Here is an 18,403-nt window from a genome sequence, read left to right as displayed (position 1 = left end):
CTAGCAAGGGCAACACACATGTCACTCGGCACAATCCTGATTATCATCCTGATACTTGTGCTTATCGGCGCCATCCCCGCATGGCCCTACTCACGCGGTTGGGGTTACGGGCCCTCGGGCATACTCGGCCTGATTCTCGTGATCATTCTGATACTGGTCTTGATGGGCCAGATCTGACCGGCCACACAAAAGCGCCTGTACCCTCACGGGGTGCAGGCGCCTCCAACATGGTTGTCATTCTGCCGGCTGAGACAGAATCCGGTCTGCAGGTGCCACGATCTGGGCCAGCATGATAACAAGAGCCAAGAGGCCTGCCAGCCCCAGATAGACCACCTGAAAGCCGGTATGCTCGGCCACATATCCGATGAGCGATGGAGCAATCAGCAGGCCGGAATAGCCGATCGTGGTCGCCACGCTCATTCCCGCACTTGAAGAAATACCCGGCTGGTTGCCTGCTGCCGAAAAGGCAATGGGCACCATGTTGGCAATACCGAGACCGGTAAGCGCGAAAGCCGCGATCGCAATGACCGCAGATGGCGCGAGCCCTGCCCCGATCATTCCCACCACCGCCAGCATCCCAGAAAAACGAAGCATCCGCACTGCCCCGAAGCGATTGCGCAATCCGTCACCGGCAAAGCGCATCAATGCCATCGCACCTGAAAAGGCCGTGAAGGCAAGGCTCGCTACGGCAATGTTCGCGCCCATCTCCTCGCGCAGATACAGCGCGGCCCAGTCGAGAACCGCGCCTTCCGGCGCCATGCAGAACAGCGTGATGATGCCCACGAGATAGATCGCAGGATTGCGCGGCAGGCGCATCTTCCCCCGATCCTCCAGAACCGGCCGTCGCTCCAGAAGCAGATACGGCCACGCCATGACCGCCAGCACAATTGCAGCCACGGCGACCGCGATGGCATGGAAGACATAGCCATTCGCTTCCAACACCAGCCCGCCGACGCCCGCACCGACGAAGCCGCCAAGGCTCCAGAACCCGTGGGCAGACGACATGATTGCACGTCCAAGGCGGCGCTCTATCAGCACCGCATTGGCATTCATCGAGACATCCATCGCCCCCAGCATGGCACCGAACAGTGCGAGCAGCACCACGAGAAGCGGCAGTGTGGGTGCGAGTATGACGGCAAGGAATGCGGTCGGGAGCAATATTGCAGACAGACGCAAGAGCGGGCGGGTTCCATAGGCTCCGATCAGCATACCGCTCAGCGGCATGGCGCTCACCCCACCGATGCCGAAAACCAGGATCAGCAGCCCAAGTTGCGATTCACTGAGGGAAAAGCGCAGTGCCAGTTCAGGTATCTGCGGCGCCCAGCTGCCGACCATGAAGCCATTGGCGAAAAAACAGGCAGCGCCGGCCCTGCGGCCGCGAATATTCGTGCGATCAGTCATGGTGGTTTCCATTAAGACGAGCCGTCCGGCTCCCCTTGCAAAATCGAATGCTGCACATAGCGCCGTTTCGTGACAGGAGGTCAACAGACATGGCGTTCCCGCGATTTGGTCCAGAACGAAGAAAGCCGGCTGCAACGAGCCGGCTTTCACTGGGTGGTCGCGGATTGGATCAGGCGCTCTCGAAGACCACGAGCAGATCCTTTGCGTCGATCTGCTCACCGGCTTTCACCAGAACTTCCGACACCACGCCGTCACGCTCAGCATGAAGCGCTGTTTCCATTTTCATGGCTTCGATGGACAAGAGGACATCGCCCGCCTTCACATCCTGACCCGTCGTAACCGAGACGGAGGAGATGACGCCCGGCATGGGTGCGCCCACATGTGCCTCGTTGCCGGCTTCCGCCTTCGGACGCGTCTTCGCAGCACCTGCATGGCGGCGATCCGGCACCTTCACGCGGCGCGGCTGGCCGTTGAGTTCGAAGAATACCGTGACCATGCCCTTCTCGTCCGGCTCACCGACGGCAAGGCAGCGGATGACTAGCGTCTTGCCGCGCTCCAGATCAACGAAGATCTCCTCCTCGGTCTCGACACCATAGAAGAAGACCGGCGTCGGCAGAACGCTGACCGGGCCATAGGTCTCCTGCGCGGCCGCGAAATCAAGGAAGACCTTGGGATACATCAGCCAGGAGACAAATTCGAAGTCGCTGACTTCGCGGCCAAGCTTTTCTTCCAGCTCCTTGCGATCTGCCTCCAGATCAGCTGGCTCCAGAAGCGAGCCGGGGCGTACGGTGATGGGCTTCTCGTTCTTGAGCGCCTTTTTCTGCAGCGCTTCGGGCCATCCGCCCGGCGACTGCCCCAGATCGCCGCGCAGCATGGAGACGACCGAGTCGGGGAACGCGATGTCCTTCCGCGGATCAACGACTTCATCAACCGACAGGTCCTGGCTGACCATCATCAGCGCCATGTCGCCAACGACCTTTGAAGACGGCGTCACCTTCACGATATCGCCGAACATCATGTTGACGTCGTGATAGGCGCGCGCCACCTCGTGCCAGCGCGTCTCCAGACCGAGCGAACGTGCCTGTTCCTTCAGATTGGTGAACTGACCACCCGGCATCTCGTGGAGATAGACTTCCGAGGCTGGGCCCTTCAGGTCGCTCTCGAAGGCCGCATATTGATTGCGTACGGCTTCCCAATAGAAGGAAATGCGGCGCACCCATTCACGGTCGAGCCCGGTGTCGCGTTCGTCGCCCTTGAGCGCCTCGACGATCGAGCCCAGGCAGGGCTGGGAGGTGTTGCCCGAAAGCGCATCCATGGCCGCGTCCACTGCGTCCACGCCGCTCTCCACCGCCGCCAGAACGGTCGCTGCCGAAATGCCGGACGTGTCATGCGTGTGGAAATGCAGCGGTAGATCCGTCGCCTCGCGCAGTGCCTTGAAGAGCGCGCGCGCAGCATTCGGCTTCAACAGGCCGGCCATGTCCTTGACAGCGATTATGTTCGCACCGGCAGCCTCAAGCTCCTTGGCCATGCCGACATAATATTTCAGGTCGTATTTGGCGCGCTCCGGATCAAGGATATCGCCGGTATAGCAGATGGTCGCTTCGCAGAGCTTGCCGCTCTCGCGAACGGCATCCATCGCCACGCGCATGTTCTCCACCCAGTTCAGGCAGTCGAAAACGCGGAAGAGATCGATCCCGCCTTCTGCGGCCTTCTCCACGAAAAGCTTCACCACATTGTCGGGATAGTTGGTGTAGCCGACGCCGTTTGCGCCACGCAGAAGCATCTGCAGAAGCAGGTTCGGCGCACCTTCGCGTACCAATGCCAGACGCTCCCACGGATCTTCCTGCAGGAAGCGCATGGAAACGTCGAAAGTCGCACCACCCCAGCATTCGAGCGACAACAGCTCCGGCAGCGCGCGTGCATAGACAGGTGCGATGCGTGCGATATCGTGCGTGCGCATGCGCGTGGCCAGAAGCGACTGATGGCCGTCACGCATCGTGGTGTCGGTCACCAGAATGCGCTTCTGCTCGCGCATCCACTTGGAAAAGCCTTCAGCACCGCGCTCATCCAGCACCTGCTTGGTGCCATCGGGAACGGCTCCGTTGATATATGGGATGATCGGGGCAGCCGCATCGGCCTTGGGCCGCGGGCGGTCACGTGCTTCGGGGTGACCGTTCACCGTCACATCACCCAGATAGTTCAAAAGCTTAGTCGCGCGGTCGCGGCGCTTCACCTGGTCGAAGAGTTCCGGCGTCGTATCGATGAAGCGGGTGGTGTAGGTGTTGTTGCGGAATTTCTCGTGGCGAATGATCGCCTCAAGGAAGGTCAGATTTGTCGCGACACCGCGGATACGGAACTCGCGCAGCGCGCGGTCCATGCGCAGGATTGCTTCTTCCGGCGTCGGTGCCCATGCCGTCACCTTTTCCAGAAGCGGATCGTAGAAGCGGGTGATGACCGCGCCCGAATAGGCCGTGCCGCCGTCAAGACGGATACCGAAGCCGGTCGCACCGCGATAGGCTGTGATGCGTCCGTAATCGGGAATGAAATTCTGCTCGGGATCTTCCGTGGTAATGCGGCACTGAAGCGCGTGACCATTGAGCTTGATCTCCGACTGAACCGGAACGCCGGTATTGCCGTTGCCGATCTCCTGGCCTTCGAGAATGCGGATCTGTGCCTTCACGATGTCGATGCCGGTCACTTCCTCGGTGACCGTATGCTCCACCTGGATACGTGGATTGACCTCGATGAAGTAGAAGGCGCCCGTGTCGGCATCCATGAGGAACTCGACGGTGCCCGCCCCCACATAGTCCGTTGCCTGCGCGATCTTCAGCGCATAGCCGCTGAGCTCTTCGCGCTTCGCGTCGTCAAGGTAAGGTGCCGGCGCACGCTCGACGACTTTCTGATTGCGGCGCTGGATGGAGCAGTCGCGCTCGAACAGATGCACCGCATTGCCATGCGTGTCGCCCAGCACCTGCACTTCCACATGGCGCGCACGCTCGACGAGCTTTTCAAGATAGACCTCGTCCTTGCCGAAGGCGGCCTTTGCCTCGCGCTTGGCTTCCATCACCTCGCGTTCAAGGTCTTCGGCCTTGCGGATGGCGCGCATGCCGCGACCGCCACCGCCCCAGGAGGCCTTGAGCATGACCGGATAGCCGATCTCGTCCGCCATCTTTCGAACCGCATCCATATCGTCCGGCAACGGTTCGGTAGCCGGAACGACGGGCACGCCCACTTCGACGGCGAGATTGCGCGCCGCAACCTTGTTTCCCAGGCGGCGCATGGTTTCAGGCTTCGGTCCGATGAAGGTGATGCCGGCTTCCGCACAAGCTTCGGCGAATTCGGGGCTTTCGGAAAGCAGGCCGTATCCGGGATGGATTGCATCGGCGCCGGAGAGCTTTGCGACGCGCATCACTTCCTCAATCGAAAGATAGCTCTCGATCGGGCCGAAATCCCTGTCCAGATGCGGCCCGCGTCCGACTTGGTACGACTCGTCGGCCTTGAACCGGTGTAGCGAGTATTTGTCCTCTTCCGCCCATATCGCGACCGTTCGAATTCCCATCTCATTGGCTGCGCGAAAGACGCGAATGGCAATTTCGGAACGATTTGCGACGAGAAGCTTCTTGATCTGCACTGGCATACTCCGGTGAAGGAAACAAAATTGCGTACGCTTCGCCGGGCAGAGGCACGAGGCGCCGCCCCTCCCCGAAAAACGCCATGCATTGATTAGCGTGCGGAATGCTGCAGCGCAAACGCATATATCGCAAGGTCAGGTCCCGTATGAGCATATCTTTGCAAGAGAAGGATCCTGTAAAGGATCTTGCGCAAACAAAAACGGCCCGGCATTGCTGCCGGGCCGCATTCTTGCAATTCGAGCTTTGATTACTGCTCGAGATAGTCGTACTGGCCGTCTTTCCACTCGTAGAAGACATAGCCCGGCAGGGTCACGTCGCCCTTCTCGTCGAAGGAGAGTTCTCCCAGAACGGTGTCGAAGGTGCCTTCATTGAGCGCCTTGACCACCGCATCATACTCGACCGAACCGGCATCATTTGCAGCCTTCGCCCAGGTCTGGATGGCTGCGTAGGTGTAAAGCGCATAGCCTTCAGTGGTCTTGCCTGCAGCTTCAAGAGCTTCAACAACCGGCTTCGCGACTTCGTTCTTGCGCGGATCCGGAGAGAAGGTCATGAGCGTGCCTTCGCCGGCATCACCGGTGATGGCCCAGTACTCGTCGGTCACGAGAGCGTCACCGGAAACGAGAACCGTGTCCATGCCCTGCTCGCGCATCTGGCGTGCCATGAGGCCGGCTTCGGTGTGGTAGCCACCTACATAGAGAACGCCAATGCCTTCCTGCTTCAGCTTGGAAACAAGCGCGGTGTAGTCCTTTTCACCAGCGGTGTAGGCTTCGTAGAGCGCTGACGTGCCACCTGCAGCCTCGTAGGCAGCCTTGGTTGCGTCGGCCAGACCCTTGCCATAGGCGGTCTTGTCGTGAACGAAAGCAACCTTCTTGTCGCCGAAATTCTCGACGAGGAAGTTGCCGGCCACTTCACCCTGCTGGTCATCACGACCGCAAACGCGGAACACGCCGTCGCCCGGACGCTCATCGGTGAATTTCGGATTGGTCGAAGCCGGAGTGATCTGGATGATGCCTTCTTCAGCGTAAACGCTGGAAGCCGGGATCGAGGAACCCGAGCAGAAGTGACCTGCAACGAATGCCACGCCCTGACCGGCGAACTGGTTTGCAACGGCAACGGCCTGCTTCGGATCGCAGGCGTCATCACCAACTTCCAGAACGAGCTGTTCGCCGTTCACGCCGCCAGCCGCGTTGATATCGGCCACGGCCTGTTCTGCACCAGCCTTCATCTGAGCACCGAAGGAGGCATACTGCCCCGTCATCGGGCCGGCGGTTGCGATTGTGATATCGGCCCAAGCGGAACCGGTCATCACGAAGCTGAGCGCTGCGCCAGCCAGAAGTGCTTTTTTCATGGTATCTCCCTTTAACACCTGATGTTCCCACAGCTTTCCGGAAATGGTGTTCGGCTTTCCGGTTCTGCCGCGCGGGCCTGCGCCCGCTTAACCAGCATCAAAGCTCAATTCTAACGCGAAGTGAAGCTATTGTTCTGGTTAATCATGAATCCGCGGCGGCTTTTTTGGTCCAGTTCATCGGACCGCTGCGCGAATATTGAAAACTGTACTGGGTGCTCATCTGCCGCGCTCTCGTGATCCGCTTCCCGACAAAGGCAATCGCCATCAGCACCACTACATCGACAATGTAATAATAGGGCGACAGGAGCGTGCCGTTGAAGAGCGCGAAATGGATGAAGCGGGTTGCCAGCCCCAGAAGCAGCACATAGGCCGCCAGCTGGAGATTGGGCTGCCATGCACTGGCCACGGCCTTGCCCGTGAGATAGGCCGCACCGCCAGCAAGCAGGACCGTCACGAAGACGAATTCCCAGACGGAGACTTCCCAGATCAGACTGTTTGCATTGCCTTCCATCAGTGTGCCCCTCCTTCAAGATAGGCTGCACGCACTTCTTCTTTCTTGAGAAGTTCCTGCCCCGTGCCGCTCATCGTGATGTTGCCATTGACCATCACATAGCCGCGATGGGCGAGCTTGAGCGCATGGAACGCATTCTGCTCCACCAGGAACACCGTCAGTCCCTCGGTCTCGTTCAGCTCGCGTATCGCGTCGAAGATCTGCTTCACGATCAGCGGCGCGAGCCCCAGCGACGGCTCGTCGAGAAGCAGAAGCTTGGGCCTGCTCATGAGAGCACGGCCAATGGCCAGCATCTGCTGCTCGCCACCCGAAAGCGTGCCGCCACGCTGATGCTGGCGCTCCTTCAGGCGCGGGAACAGCGTGAACACCTTGTCCAGGTCCGACTTGAAGTGCTTCGGGTCGACAAGCGAAGCGCCCATCTGCAGGTTTTCCATCACCGTCATGCGCGGAAAGATGCGCCGCCCTTCCGGAGACTGGGCAATGCTCATGCGCATGATCTCATGGGTGGGCATCGAGGTGATGTCCACGCCGTCATAGATGATCTGACCGGTGCGCGCCTGCGGATTGCCGCAGATAGTCATCATGAGCGTTGACTTGCCGGCACCATTGGCGCCGATCATCGTCACGATCTCACCGCGATGCACCTCGAAATCCACGCCCCGCAGGGCACAGATCTTGCCGTAATAGGTCTCGACGCCGCGGACCGAAAGCAATGTATCTGCCGCGTTCGTCATGCCTTGCCTCCCTTGCTACCTTTGGCCGGACCACGACCCGCGCGGCTGGAGGACACCTTCCCCCCGTCGACGCGTTTGGAGAATTCCGTGTCCCCGCCTTCTGCCAGAACCTTTGCCTGGGCAACCCATTCTTCCCGCTCGATACGACCGGGGAATGCGAGATAGGAGCCGACCCACCGGATCTCTTCGGCACTCCATGAGGCGATCTGTCCGAAGGTCCAGATGCCAAGCGCATTCAGCTTGCGCTCGTTCTGCGGACCGATGCCGCGGATCCGCGTCAGGTTGTTTGCACCCGAAGCCGGCGGCTCGATGGAACCCACCGGCTGGCGGCCGGGATAGTTTGCCGCATCGGCGATGACGATTTCCTGTGCTTCGGGCACGTCCGAGGAGGCATGAACCTGTTCTTCATGCTCCTCCACGACTTCCTTCACGTCCTCCAGGACTTCCGGAATGTCGATCTCTTCCTCGTCATCCACGCCCAGATAGGCGGCAATGACCTTCGGATCAGCCTTCACTTCATCAGCCGTGCCATCGGAGATTTTCACGCCGTAGTCCAGCACGATGATGTGATCGGAGATCTCCATCACCACGCCCATATCGTGCTCGATCAGAAGCACCGAGGTGCCATGTTCTTCGCGGATATAGCGCAGGAGATCATTCAGCTCGGCAGATTCGCGGGGGTTGAGACCGGCAGCAGGCTCATCAAGGCACAGAAGCTCCGGGCCGGTGCACATTGCGCGTGCAATCTCCAGACGGCGCTGCGCACCATAGGGAAGATCGGATGCCGGATCGTCGGCGCGGTCGATGAGATGCGTACGCTCAAGCCAGTAGACCGCCCGCTCGATCGCCTCTTCTTCCGCCTTCTTGTAGCTCGGCAGCCCAAGAATGCCGCCAATGGAAAATCCGGATGCCACCACCAGCGGATTGTGCTGGGCGACAAGCAGGTTTTCCAGACAGGTCATGCCGCCGAACAGGCGGATATTCTGGAAGGTACGCGCCACTTTCGCCTTGTGCGAAATTTCGTGGTCGGGCATCCGCTCCAGAAGATAAACCCCCTGGCCACCTTCCTTGTGGAAGCGCAGGCCGCTATCCGTCACGGTCTTCACCGTATCGTCCTGGCGCCCCGGTCCGTGACGCATGATGATGCGCCCTTCGGTCGGCTTGTAGAAGCCGGTGACGCAGTTGAAGACCGTGGTCTTGCCCGCACCATTCGGCCCGATCAGGGCGGTGATGTCACCCCGCCCCACATCAAAGGACAGGTCACCGACAGCAACCAGTCCGCCGAAGCGCATTGTCAGATGCTCCACCGAGAGAACAGGGTCCTGCTCCCAACGACGAAGCGCTGCGCCCGCGGGCGCCTTTTTTCCCGTCATCGCGTTCATCAGTGACCCTCACCCTGTGCAACCATGTCTGCGCCGATCTTCTTCTTCTCCTTGAGAACGGCCGAAGGTTCGCGCGTCGAGACAAGCCCGCGCGGTTTCCAGACCATGATGAGAACCATGGCGAGGCCGAAGATCAGCATGCGGTACTGGACCGGATCAAAATTCGGTCCGAATACCTGGCTGAGGAAGCCAAGATTACGCAGCATCTCGATGCCGCCGATCATGACGACCGAGGCAATGACCACGCCGACCTGCGAACCAAGACCACCCAGAACCACGATGGCGAGGATGATGGCCGATTCCAGGAAGGTGAAGCTTTCCGGCGAGATGAAGCCCTGGCGCGTAGCAAAGAACGAGCCGGCGAATCCACCAAACATCGCGCCGATGGAAAAGGCGGTCAGTTTCGTGTTGCGGGTGTTGATGCCCAGCGAACGGCAGGCAATCTCATCCTCGCGCAGCGCTTCCCAGGCGCGCCCGATCGGCAGTCGCCGCAGTCGCATCGTGACGAAATTCGTCAGAAGCGCGAGTGCGAAGATGATGTAGTAGAGGAAGATGAACCGGTGGATCGGGTCATAGGCAATGCCGAAGAAATCGGCAAACCCGCCCTCGCCGCGCTTCAGTTCCAGACCAAAGAAGGTGGGCTTCGGAATGCCCGAAATGCCATCCGGGCCGCCGGTGAACTCGTACCAGTTCAACAGAACGACACGGATGATCTCACCGAAGGCCAGCGTCACGATGGCCAGATAGTCACCTCGCAGGCGCAGCACCGGGAAACCAAGCACCATGCCCCAGACCGCGGCCAGAAGACCGGCAAGCGGAAGCGCCACCCAGAAGCCGATGAAATCGAAATACTGGGCAAGCAACGCGAAGGAATAGGCACCCACCGCATAGAAGGCGACGTAGCCCAGGTCGAGAAGACCCGCGAGGCCCACCACGATGTTCAGGCCCCAACCCAGCATGATGTAGGTCATGATCAGGATCGCCAGGTCGATGAACTGGCGGTCACGGCCGGGGAAGAGGATCGTGAAGAAGAAGGGCAGGATGCAGGCGAAGATGAAAAGGCCCCGAAGGAACCATTTTCCCATTCCCGGTGCTGCATTGCCCAGTGCGGCGACCTTCTGCCCCAGCGTCTCCGTTGCCGGCTTGCGCGCATTGAACACGAAGACGTTCAGCGCCAGGCGGCCGGCAAAGGCAATGAGGATCGATACGAACCAGGCAACCCAGCGGGTGGTGACGTCCAACCCACCCGGTGCGATGTCGGTGCGCACGTTGATGAAGAACAGTCCAAGCACGCCGACCAGAACGGCAGCCGTCAGCGCGTCACGCAGAGAATCCTGCATGGTCTTGCCGGTCGGCACCGGTGGCTGCGTGCCTTCGCGGCGCGCTTCCGCCTTGGCCTGGGCTCCTGCGGGCTTTTGAATGTCCGCCGATACGTTTTTTGCAGGTCCGGCCATCACACCTTCTCCACTTCAGGTTGGCCAAGCAGGCCGGATGGCAGGAAGATGAGCACGATCGCGAGGATCGAGAAGGCAGCGACGTCCTTGTACTCAACCGTGAAATAGCCCGACCAGAACACTTCGATCAGACCGATCAGCAGGCCCCCGAGCATCGCGCCGGGCAGCGAACCGATGCCGCCGAGAACAGCCGCGGTGAACGCCTTAACGCCGGCAAGGAAGCCGATATAGAAGTCGATCACGCCGTAGAGCAGCAGGAACATCAGGCCTGCAACGGCCGCAAGGGCTGCACCCATCACGAAGGTGAGCGAAATGGTGCGGTCGACATTGACGCCCAGCAATGCAGCCATCTTGCGATCCTGTTCACAGGCGCGCTGCGCGCGGCCGAGCGAGGTGCGGTTGATGAGCATGGTGAAACCAGCCATCAGCGCAAGCGTCGTCAGGATGATGATGATCTGCATGTAGGAAAGCTGGACGACGATGGCGCCGGTTTCCGTGTTGCCTTCCATCAGGGTGATACCGCCCTGGATCTGGGGCGGCAGCGGCTTCACGCGGGCGCCCTGGGTGATCTGGACGAAATTCTGCAGCACGATCGACATGCCGATGGCCGTGATCAGAGGCGCCAGGCGGAACGAACCGCGCAAGGGCCGATAGGCCAGACGTTCAACCGTCCACCCCCAGGCGGAGGTAAAGATCATGGCGACGATCACCACGATGAGCAGAACGAGCGGCAGAAAGGCGAAGCCGAGCACACTGGTCAGAATGAGGAACATCGCCAGCGCGATGAACGCGCCGATCATGAAGATGTCGCCATGGGCGAAATTGATCATGCCGATGATGCCGTAGACCATCGTGTAACCGATGGCGATGAGACCATAGATGGAACCCAGCGTCAGCCCGTTGATAAGCTGCTGGACGAAATATTCCATATTTCGCGTATCTCCCCTGAGCGGAATCGAGAGACGATCCGCTGCGTCATTGTTGTTCCCTGGTCGCCTGGTCGGACTTCTGCTGGTCCAATATTTTTCCCGCGACCTTGTTTATCGTGCCATGCCCGCATTGTGGCGTAACCGTGGCGGGGAGGCTATCACCCGCACTCTGCAATGTCCTTGTGTTGAAGGCCAGATTTTTTTCGAATTTTCGAATTATCCGCAGCATTTGGACGAAGTTACGCACAATTCTTGCGCGCATTCAAGATAGCCAGCAACTGCTTGCTCACTGCGGAGGATTCTCTTTTCTAAGCCCTGCGACAGCCTGGAGGCTCTACACGGCGTTGCTGACGTCGCGCATTTGTAGCGGAACCGGTGCAAGGATGGTGCCGGTCGCCTTGCGGCTGCCCCCGGGACACTCAAAATCGTTGCGGTGAGAACGGCGTCAGGTCCAGCGGTGGTGCTTCATCCAGCATGAGACTGCGCACAATCCTACCCGTCGCCGCGCCCTGGGTCAGGCCGAGATGCCCGTGGCCGAATGCCAAGATCACGTCCCGATCCCGGCGCGATCGCCCGATGACGGGCAGTGAATCAGGCAATGAGGGGCGATATCCCATCCACTGCCGCCCGCCTTCGCGCTTCAGTCCCGGCAGGAATCGTTGCGCCTTGTCCAGCATCGCACTGGCACGCGCAAAATTTGGCGGGCGCCTCAGACCACCCAGCTCCACCGCGCCTCCCACGCGAATTCCGGTTGCCAGCGGCGAGACGATGAAGCCATGGGCGCCAAAGATGAGTTGCTTGCGCACCGGAAACGCATCAAGTGGAAGCGTGGTATTATAGCCGCGCTCAGTCTCGAGCGGGACGAGATCACCAAAGCGCTTGGCAAATTTGCGCGAATAGGCGCCGGCCGCGATCACAAGTCGGCGACATATCAGGCTTCGTCCATCGGAAAATACGATTCGCTTTCCGCTCTCGGCTGATCCGATGGAGGTGATTTCTCCGGGCAGGAAGCGAGCGCCATGCGCTTCCGCATGCGCCCACACGCGCTGTCCGATCAATCGGGGGTCGGCGACCGTGTACCAGCCGGGCACATAGGTGCCGCGCTTGATGAACGCAGCCAGACCCGGCTGCAACGCCTCGAGCTCTGCTCCTTCCACATGGGAAAATGAAATGCCGCACTGCTCCCGCGCCTTCCAGCCGGGCAAGGATGCCTTGAATGCGGCCTCATCCGTGTAGAGTTCCAGGCTTCCTTCTTCACGCAACATGTCCATGCTGCCGGCACGCTTCAGAAGATCCGGCCAGGATTTCGCTGACAGCTTCATGAGGGCCGCCTGCGCTGCCAGCGCGCTGTCATAGTGTTTCGGTCTGCTGGCGATAAGAAAGCGGACCAGCCATGGCGCGATCCGCGCCGCATAGCCAGGTGGAATGGCGAAAGGACCAAGCGGATCAAGAAGCCATCCCGGCACCTGTCGCAACATGCCTTTCTGCGACAATGGCAGGACGTCGGCGAAGGCAAGTGCGCCAGCATTGCCGGAACTCGTCTCCTCGCAGATCCCCGAGCGATCGATGACGAGGACCCGTTGCCCGGCTTCGGCAAGATGTGCGGCGACATTGACCCCTATTATGCCGCCGCCAAGCACGACTATGTCTTCGACCATCGTTCCTCTCCGCCTGCTGACACTTGTCGTGCCGCCCAGGCCCGCTCTCGCCGTTGCCGGTCTTCATGTCCCTGATATGCATTGCTGCCCATGAAGGACTAGCCGTGCAAGCGCCTTCTCTTGGTCCAGTCTCTTCACCAGGCACCTGAAGTCCATGGCAACGACGCGGGACCGCCTCGAGAGCCTCGTGTGGACCGGCATGTAAGATAACTCTGTTGATATATCTTTATCATGCTGGCGGCTCGAGGATGCGGGCGGCTATGGTTGAACAAGATATATCACAATGGACCATCATGTATTCCCTCACTCCGACCAATCTGCCAGCAGCGGCGCGTGCCTATCACGCGCTCGAGAAGATGATCGTCACGCTTGAACTTCCGCCACGTTCGGTCACAACCGAAGGCGCGCTCATCAGGATGCTGGGCCTCGGTCGCACACCGGTGCGTGAGGCAATACAACGGCTGTCGTGGGAAGGGCTTGTGGAAATCAGGCCGCGTGCGGGCCTGGCAATTGCCGACCTGAATGCGAGTGACTGGCTGAAGGTGTTGGACGCCAGACGCGGTTTGGAAGTTGCACTCGCGCGCTCTGCGGCACGCTTCGTCACGGCGGATCTCGCCGTTCAGTTTCGCCAGGCAGCACTGCGCATGCAGAAGGCTACCGTCGCTGGAAACGCGATGGCATTTCTCGAGGCGGACCGTGAAGTGGATGAAACCATGGCGCTGGCATCAGACAATCCCCATGCCGCACGTGCGGCCGCGCCGCTTCAGACGCACAGCCGCCGCTTTTGGTACCGTTTCAAGGCCGATTCAGGCCTTGCACCAGCAGCAGAGCAGCATATCCACGTAATCCAGGCCATACTAGACGGGGACGAGCGTGAGGCTGCCAAGGCCGCCGACCAGCTTGTGACGTTCCTGCGCAAGAACGCAGAGGCCGCAGCCCGCATTTGAAGACATGGCGGGTTGTTACCGGACCATGTCACTCCTCAGACGCCCTGCCCCACGAGTGTGGAGAAGTTGTCGTCCCAACCTTCGCCAGCGGCCATGATGCAGCTATTGCCATTCACGTCGGTGGTGAGTATGGTCCAGCTGCCTTGGCTGGACGTGAAGACTTCCATAACCGCTTCCGCACCCAGCATACCGACAGCCTTCTGGCTTTCGTTGAACTGAAGGCCGAGCTGGTTCACCAGATCGTCACGCGGTGCACACACACTCGCTTCACTGGTGGCCTGCTGCGAACCGGTAAAGAGTGCGACGGCGGCAAGCGCCGTCAAGCCGAAGCCGGCTTTCATGGCCTTAATCATCTGAACCTCCTGCCACCTCGTCGGTCGTCTGACGGGGCATCACTCATTGGTTTACGCTTTTTTAGCGCCTTGTCCGGGGAGTAACGGATTTGCGCGGCAGGTGTTCCCTGCGCCCGCCAGAAGCCGATGTCACGTTTTTGAGAGTGGCGCGCGCGCTGCGCCCGAAATACAGACTTATCGCCGCCGGTTTCCTTCAGGATCAACGGATGAAAAAAGCCCCGCTTCGATCCGAAACGGGGCTTCACCTTGCATCTGCGGACTAAGCCGTCAGTTCATGGTGGGGATGACGAATTCCGCACCATCCTTGACGCCCGAAGGCCAGCGCGAAGTGACGGTTTTGGTCTTGGTGTAGAAACGGAATGCGTCAGGGCCATGCTGGTTCAGGTCACCAAAGGCCGAAGCCTTCCAGCCACCGAAAGTGTAATAGGCAATCGGCACAGGGATGGGCACGTTGACGCCGACCATGCCGACATCGACGCGGGCGGCAAAGTCACGCGCCGCATCACCGTCACGGGTGAAGATCGCAACACCATTGCCATATTCGTGGTCATTGGGAAGCGCGAGAGCTTCCTCATAGTTCTTGGCACGCACGACCGAGAGTACCGGCCCGAAGATCTCTTCCTTGTAGATGCGCATATCCGGCGTGACATTGTCGAAGAGGCAGCCGCCCATATAGTAGCCGTCTTCATAGCCCTGCATCTTGAAGTCGCGGCCATCCACGACAAGCTTGGCCCCTTCCTTGACACCCACATCGACGTAATTCTTGACACGCGCGAGTGCATCGGCCGTCACCAGCGGACCGAAATCGGCTGCGCTGTCTGTTGAAGGACCGACCTTCAGGCTTTCGACGCGTGGGATAAGCTTCTCGACAAGCCGGTTCGCCGTCTCTTCACCAACCGGCACCGCAACCGAGACAGCCATGCAGCGTTCACCCGCGGATCCGTAGCCGGCACCGATAAGTGCATCGACCGTCTGGTCCATATCCGCGTCGGGCATGATGATGAGATGGTTTTTCGCGCCACCGAAACACTGTGCGCGCTTTCCGTTCGCCGTGGCACGTCCGTAGATATACTGCGCGATCGGCGTCGAGCCCACAAAGCCGACGGCCTTGATGTCTGGATCATCCAGAATGGCATCGACGGCTTCCTTGTCGCCATTGACGACATTGAGAACGCCGGCGGGAAGTCCTGCCTCGATGAAGAGCTCGGCAATTTTCATCGGCACGCCCGGATCGCGCTCCGACGGCTTCAGGATGAAGGCATTGCCACAGGCCAGCGCGGGACCGATCTTCCAAAGCGGGATCATGGCGGGAAAATTGAAAGGCGTGATGCCCGCGACCACACCAAGCGGCTGGCGCATGGAGTAGACGTCGATGCCCGGACCTGCGCCTTCTGTGAACTCGCCCTTCATCATGTGCGGTGCACCGAGGCAGACCTCGATCACTTCAAGTCCGCGCTGGAGATCGCCCTTGGCGTCGGGAATGGTTTTTCCATGCTCGCGGGCCAGCAATTCCGCCAACTCGTCATAGTCGCGATGTGCAAGCTGAAGAAACTTCATGAGCACTCTTGCGCGGCGCTGCGGATTGGTCGCGGCCCAGGCAGGCTGTGCGGCCTTCGCATTCTCGACTGCCTCACGCATTTCCGCTGCGGACGCCAGCGCCACCTTTGCACGGACCGTGCCGTCCATGGGCTGCATGACATCCTGCGTGCGCCCGCTCTTGCCGGCAACATGCTTGCCGCCGATGAAATGTCCGTATTCTTCCACTGGATGCCTCCAATCGCGTCCTGCGTTCAAAATTCCGCCACGCCGATCGTGGCGGCAGACAACACGCCGGGAGGTGCGGGCTGTCTGTGAATTCAACTGTATTTTCGCGAGGAAGAGCGGCGATTGCAACGCGTCTCCAAAACCAACCGTTGTGCAAAAATTAAATGCGCAATAATATGTCGCGTGCAAAAAACGCTTAACGGGAGGAGCGTCAATGAACTGGGATGATGTGAGAATTTTTCTGGCTGTCGCGCGGGCGGGCCAGATCCTGGGCGCGGCGAAAAGGCTGAACTTGAACCACGCCACGGTCTCACGCAGGGTCGCGGCACTTGAGGAGTCGCTCGGTACACAGCTTTTCCATCGTTTGACGACCGGGTCGGAACTGACTGCGGCCGGCGAGCGGTTGATGGAATCGGCCGAGCGCATGGAAGCCGACATGATTGCTGCCCGGGCAGAACTCGGCGGCGAAGGTGAAACCGTGTCAGGCACCGTGCGCATTGGCGCACCGGACGGGTTCGGCGTGGCCTTTCTTGCCCAGCAGCTTGGTAATCTCACAGCCCAGCATCCCGGACTGTCCGTGCAACTGGTCCCCGTCCCCCGCTCCTTCTCCCTGTCACGCCGCGAAGCCGACATCGCGATCACGGTCGAACGTCCGACCGAAGGCCGTCTCGTTGCCCAGAAGCTGGTGGACTACACGCTCAATCTCTATGCCTCGCGCGCCTATCTGGACGAGAACCCCGCCCCAAGCCGCGTGGAGGACCTGAAGCACCACCGGCTTGTCGGATATGTCCCCGACCTCATCATCAGCCGGACCCTCGATTACGCCACTGAAATCTACGAAGGCTGGGAAGCGGCCTATTCCGTTTCCTCCGCACTTGGCCAGGTGGAAGCGGTGCGCGCGGGCTTCGGCATCGGCATCCTGCACACCTTCATCGCGCGCAATCATCCCGAACTGGTAGAACTGAACCTCACACAGCCGATCCGGCGCAATTACTGGCTCGTCTACCACGAATCCATGCGCCCCTCCCGCCGCGTTCAGAAGGTCGCCGAATTTATCTCCAAGCTTGTGGAGAAGGAGCGCGGCTTGTTCGTGTAGCCTTAGACAAACACCCGCCCCACCTCGAATTTCCGCGGCACGAGACGCTGCAGATAGCCCAGCCCTTCGGCTGATATCCTGTTTGCATCAGGCTCCAGAAAGGTCTCAGGCATGTGGCGGGTCTTGGCCGCCACTGCTTCGAGGGGCACCAGCTTCGGCTCCGTTCTCACGCCATTATACTGCAACGCGACAGAACCATCGCCCTGCTCGACACTGGCAACCGCAAATGCACCCGCCTCGAACGCCTCGCGCGCATCGGTGTCGTTGATGGTGGCAATATTGCCGCGCGGCAGATAGCCGAAAGTATCAACCCGGGCACGCTGTCCGGGCAGGTCCTCGGCGAGCATCCGCTCCACCGCTTGCCCCAGATCCGTGCCTGAAAGGCGGACATTGCCGTGCGCGTCGCGCTCAAGCATTTCCGGCGGCACCAGGCTTTCGACCAGCGATGTACCACTGCCATCCGACACGCCTTCCGACATGGCAACGATGCAGCGCCCATGTCTGGCGAGCACGGATTTCACGTCTTCGATGAACCGCGTGCGGTCAAAGGCGCGCTCAGGCACATAGGTCAGATGCGGTCCTGAAGCTTCATCCGCCGCCCAAGTGGATGCTGCAGCCGTGAGGAACCCGGCATGGCGCCCCATGACGATACCCACATAGACCCCCGGCAATGCGCGGAAATCGAGATCCACGCTCAGAAATGCACCGGCCACGAATTCCGCAGCCGAGATAAATCCTGGCGTATGGTCACTTTCCATAAGGTCGTTGTCGATGGTTTTGGGTGCATGCATGAAGGTCATGCGGCCACCCGCGGCATCCCTCAGAATGGCCTGCGTGCCGGATGTGTCATTGCCACCAATATTGATGAAAGCATCTGCTCCGACAGCTTCAAGCCCCTTGAGTACCTGCGCGCAATAGGCCTCGTCCGGCTTGTCGCGCGTTGACCCGAGGGCAGCGCTTGGCGTGGCCGCAATAGCGCGCAATTCCTCTTCGCTCAGCTCGGAAAGCGTGACGAAGTTTCCGTCGCGAATGCCGCGAACACCGTGAAGCGCGCCCAGCACACGCGCACCGGGAAAGCGTTTCCTGGCCTCAAGCGTTGCACCGACAACGGTTTGATTGATGACGGCGGTCGGGCCTCCGCCCTGCGCGATTACGAAAGTCTCAGCCATTCAAAACGCTCCCGGTGGTCATATG

The 18,403-nt window shown here is 60.2% G+C and carries 15 protein-coding genes; 3 read left to right on the top strand and 12 right to left on the bottom strand.

Annotated elements, in window-relative coordinates; all coding sequences use genetic code 11:
* Nucleotides 1–18: 18 nt before the first annotated feature.
* Nucleotides 19–177, top strand: coding sequence for a DUF3309 family protein (locus EL18_RS17645; RefSeq protein ID WP_036485855.1), 159 nt, complete (start codon nt 19–21; stop codon nt 175–177).
* A 57-nt stretch (nt 178–234) separates the two neighbouring features.
* Here EL18_RS17645 and EL18_RS14665 read toward each other — a convergent pair whose 3' ends face one another.
* From EL18_RS14665 to EL18_RS14620, 9 genes are all read right to left on the bottom strand, one after another.
* On the bottom strand, nt 235–1,401 hold the full coding sequence (locus tag EL18_RS14665; RefSeq protein ID WP_081871274.1) for an MFS transporter: 1,167 nt from the start codon (nt 1,399–1,401) through the stop codon (nt 235–237).
* A gap of 169 nt (nt 1,402–1,570) precedes the next feature.
* Nucleotides 1,571–5,032 carry a pyruvate carboxylase gene (gene pyc / locus EL18_RS14660; RefSeq protein WP_036486463.1) on the bottom strand — a complete coding sequence of 1,154 codons (3,462 nt, stop codon included), beginning with the start codon at nt 5,030–5,032 and terminating at the stop codon, nt 1,571–1,573.
* A gap of 248 nt (nt 5,033–5,280) precedes the next feature.
* A complete protein-coding gene (locus tag EL18_RS14655; protein WP_036485851.1) occupies nt 5,281–6,381 on the bottom strand; it encodes a branched-chain amino acid ABC transporter substrate-binding protein in 1,101 nt (366 codons plus the stop codon).
* A gap of 142 nt (nt 6,382–6,523) precedes the next feature.
* Complete coding sequence (locus EL18_RS14650; protein ID WP_036485849.1) at nt 6,524–6,892, bottom strand: DUF6867 family protein; 369 nt, start codon at nt 6,890–6,892, stop codon at nt 6,524–6,526.
* Entirely contained in the window at nt 6,892–7,626 is a 735-nt protein-coding gene (locus EL18_RS14645) for an ABC transporter ATP-binding protein (RefSeq protein WP_036485839.1), read from the bottom strand. Before EL18_RS14645 ends, EL18_RS14650 begins: the two co-directional genes overlap by 1 nt.
* On the bottom strand, nt 7,623–9,008 hold the full coding sequence (locus EL18_RS14640) for an ATP-binding cassette domain-containing protein (RefSeq protein WP_051914314.1): 1,386 nt from the start codon (nt 9,006–9,008) through the stop codon (nt 7,623–7,625). Before EL18_RS14640 ends, EL18_RS14645 begins: the two co-directional genes overlap by 4 nt.
* Nucleotides 9,008–10,462: a high-affinity branched-chain amino acid ABC transporter permease LivM gene (gene livM / locus EL18_RS14635; protein ID WP_081871252.1), complete on the bottom strand. Its 1,455-nt coding sequence runs from the start codon at nt 10,460–10,462 to the stop codon at nt 9,008–9,010. Before livM ends, EL18_RS14640 begins: the two co-directional genes overlap by 1 nt.
* On the bottom strand, nt 10,462–11,391 hold the full coding sequence (locus EL18_RS14630; protein ID WP_036485837.1) for an ABC transporter permease subunit: 930 nt from the start codon (nt 11,389–11,391) through the stop codon (nt 10,462–10,464). Before EL18_RS14630 ends, livM begins: the two co-directional genes overlap by 1 nt.
* A 419-nt stretch (nt 11,392–11,810) precedes the next feature.
* Complete coding sequence (locus tag EL18_RS14620; RefSeq protein WP_036485834.1) at nt 11,811–13,049, bottom strand: NAD(P)/FAD-dependent oxidoreductase; 1,239 nt, start codon at nt 13,047–13,049, stop codon at nt 11,811–11,813.
* Nucleotides 13,050–13,309: 260 nt separating this feature from the next.
* On the opposite strand from EL18_RS14620, the gene EL18_RS14615 reads away from it, so the two are divergent.
* Nucleotides 13,310–13,996, top strand: coding sequence for a GntR family transcriptional regulator (locus tag EL18_RS14615; protein WP_244444612.1), 687 nt, complete (start codon nt 13,310–13,312; stop codon nt 13,994–13,996).
* A 35-nt stretch (nt 13,997–14,031) separates the two neighbouring features.
* Here the strand turns inward: EL18_RS14615 and EL18_RS14610 are convergent, their stop codons facing one another.
* Both EL18_RS14610 and EL18_RS14605 read right to left on the bottom strand, forming a co-directional pair.
* Nucleotides 14,032–14,349, bottom strand: coding sequence for a hypothetical protein (locus EL18_RS14610; RefSeq protein WP_036485830.1), 318 nt, complete (start codon nt 14,347–14,349; stop codon nt 14,032–14,034).
* 267 nt (nt 14,350–14,616) lie between these two features.
* The gene (locus tag EL18_RS14605) at nt 14,617–16,113 is read right to left on the bottom strand and encodes a CoA-acylating methylmalonate-semialdehyde dehydrogenase (RefSeq protein WP_036485828.1); all 1,497 of its coding nucleotides are present in this window, start codon (nt 16,111–16,113) and stop codon (nt 14,617–14,619) included.
* A 214-nt stretch (nt 16,114–16,327) separates the two neighbouring features.
* Between EL18_RS14605 and EL18_RS14600 the strand changes: the two genes are divergently transcribed.
* Nucleotides 16,328–17,209, top strand: coding sequence for a LysR family transcriptional regulator (locus EL18_RS14600; RefSeq protein WP_036485826.1), 882 nt, complete (start codon nt 16,328–16,330; stop codon nt 17,207–17,209).
* A gap of 2 nt (nt 17,210–17,211) precedes the next feature.
* On the opposite strand, the gene EL18_RS14595 is transcribed toward EL18_RS14600, so the two are convergent.
* Nucleotides 17,212–18,378, bottom strand: a complete 1,167-nt coding sequence (locus EL18_RS14595) for a diphosphate--fructose-6-phosphate 1-phosphotransferase (RefSeq protein WP_036485824.1) — start codon at nt 18,376–18,378, stop codon at nt 17,212–17,214.
* Nucleotides 18,379–18,403 lie beyond the last annotated feature (25 nt).

This window comes from Nitratireductor basaltis (assembly GCF_000733725.1).
GTDB classification, from domain to species: domain Bacteria; phylum Pseudomonadota; class Alphaproteobacteria; order Rhizobiales; family Rhizobiaceae; genus Chelativorans; species Chelativorans basaltis.
The sequence above is the reverse complement of the archived record's forward strand: the minus strand, read 5'-3'. Positions and strand labels throughout refer to the sequence as shown.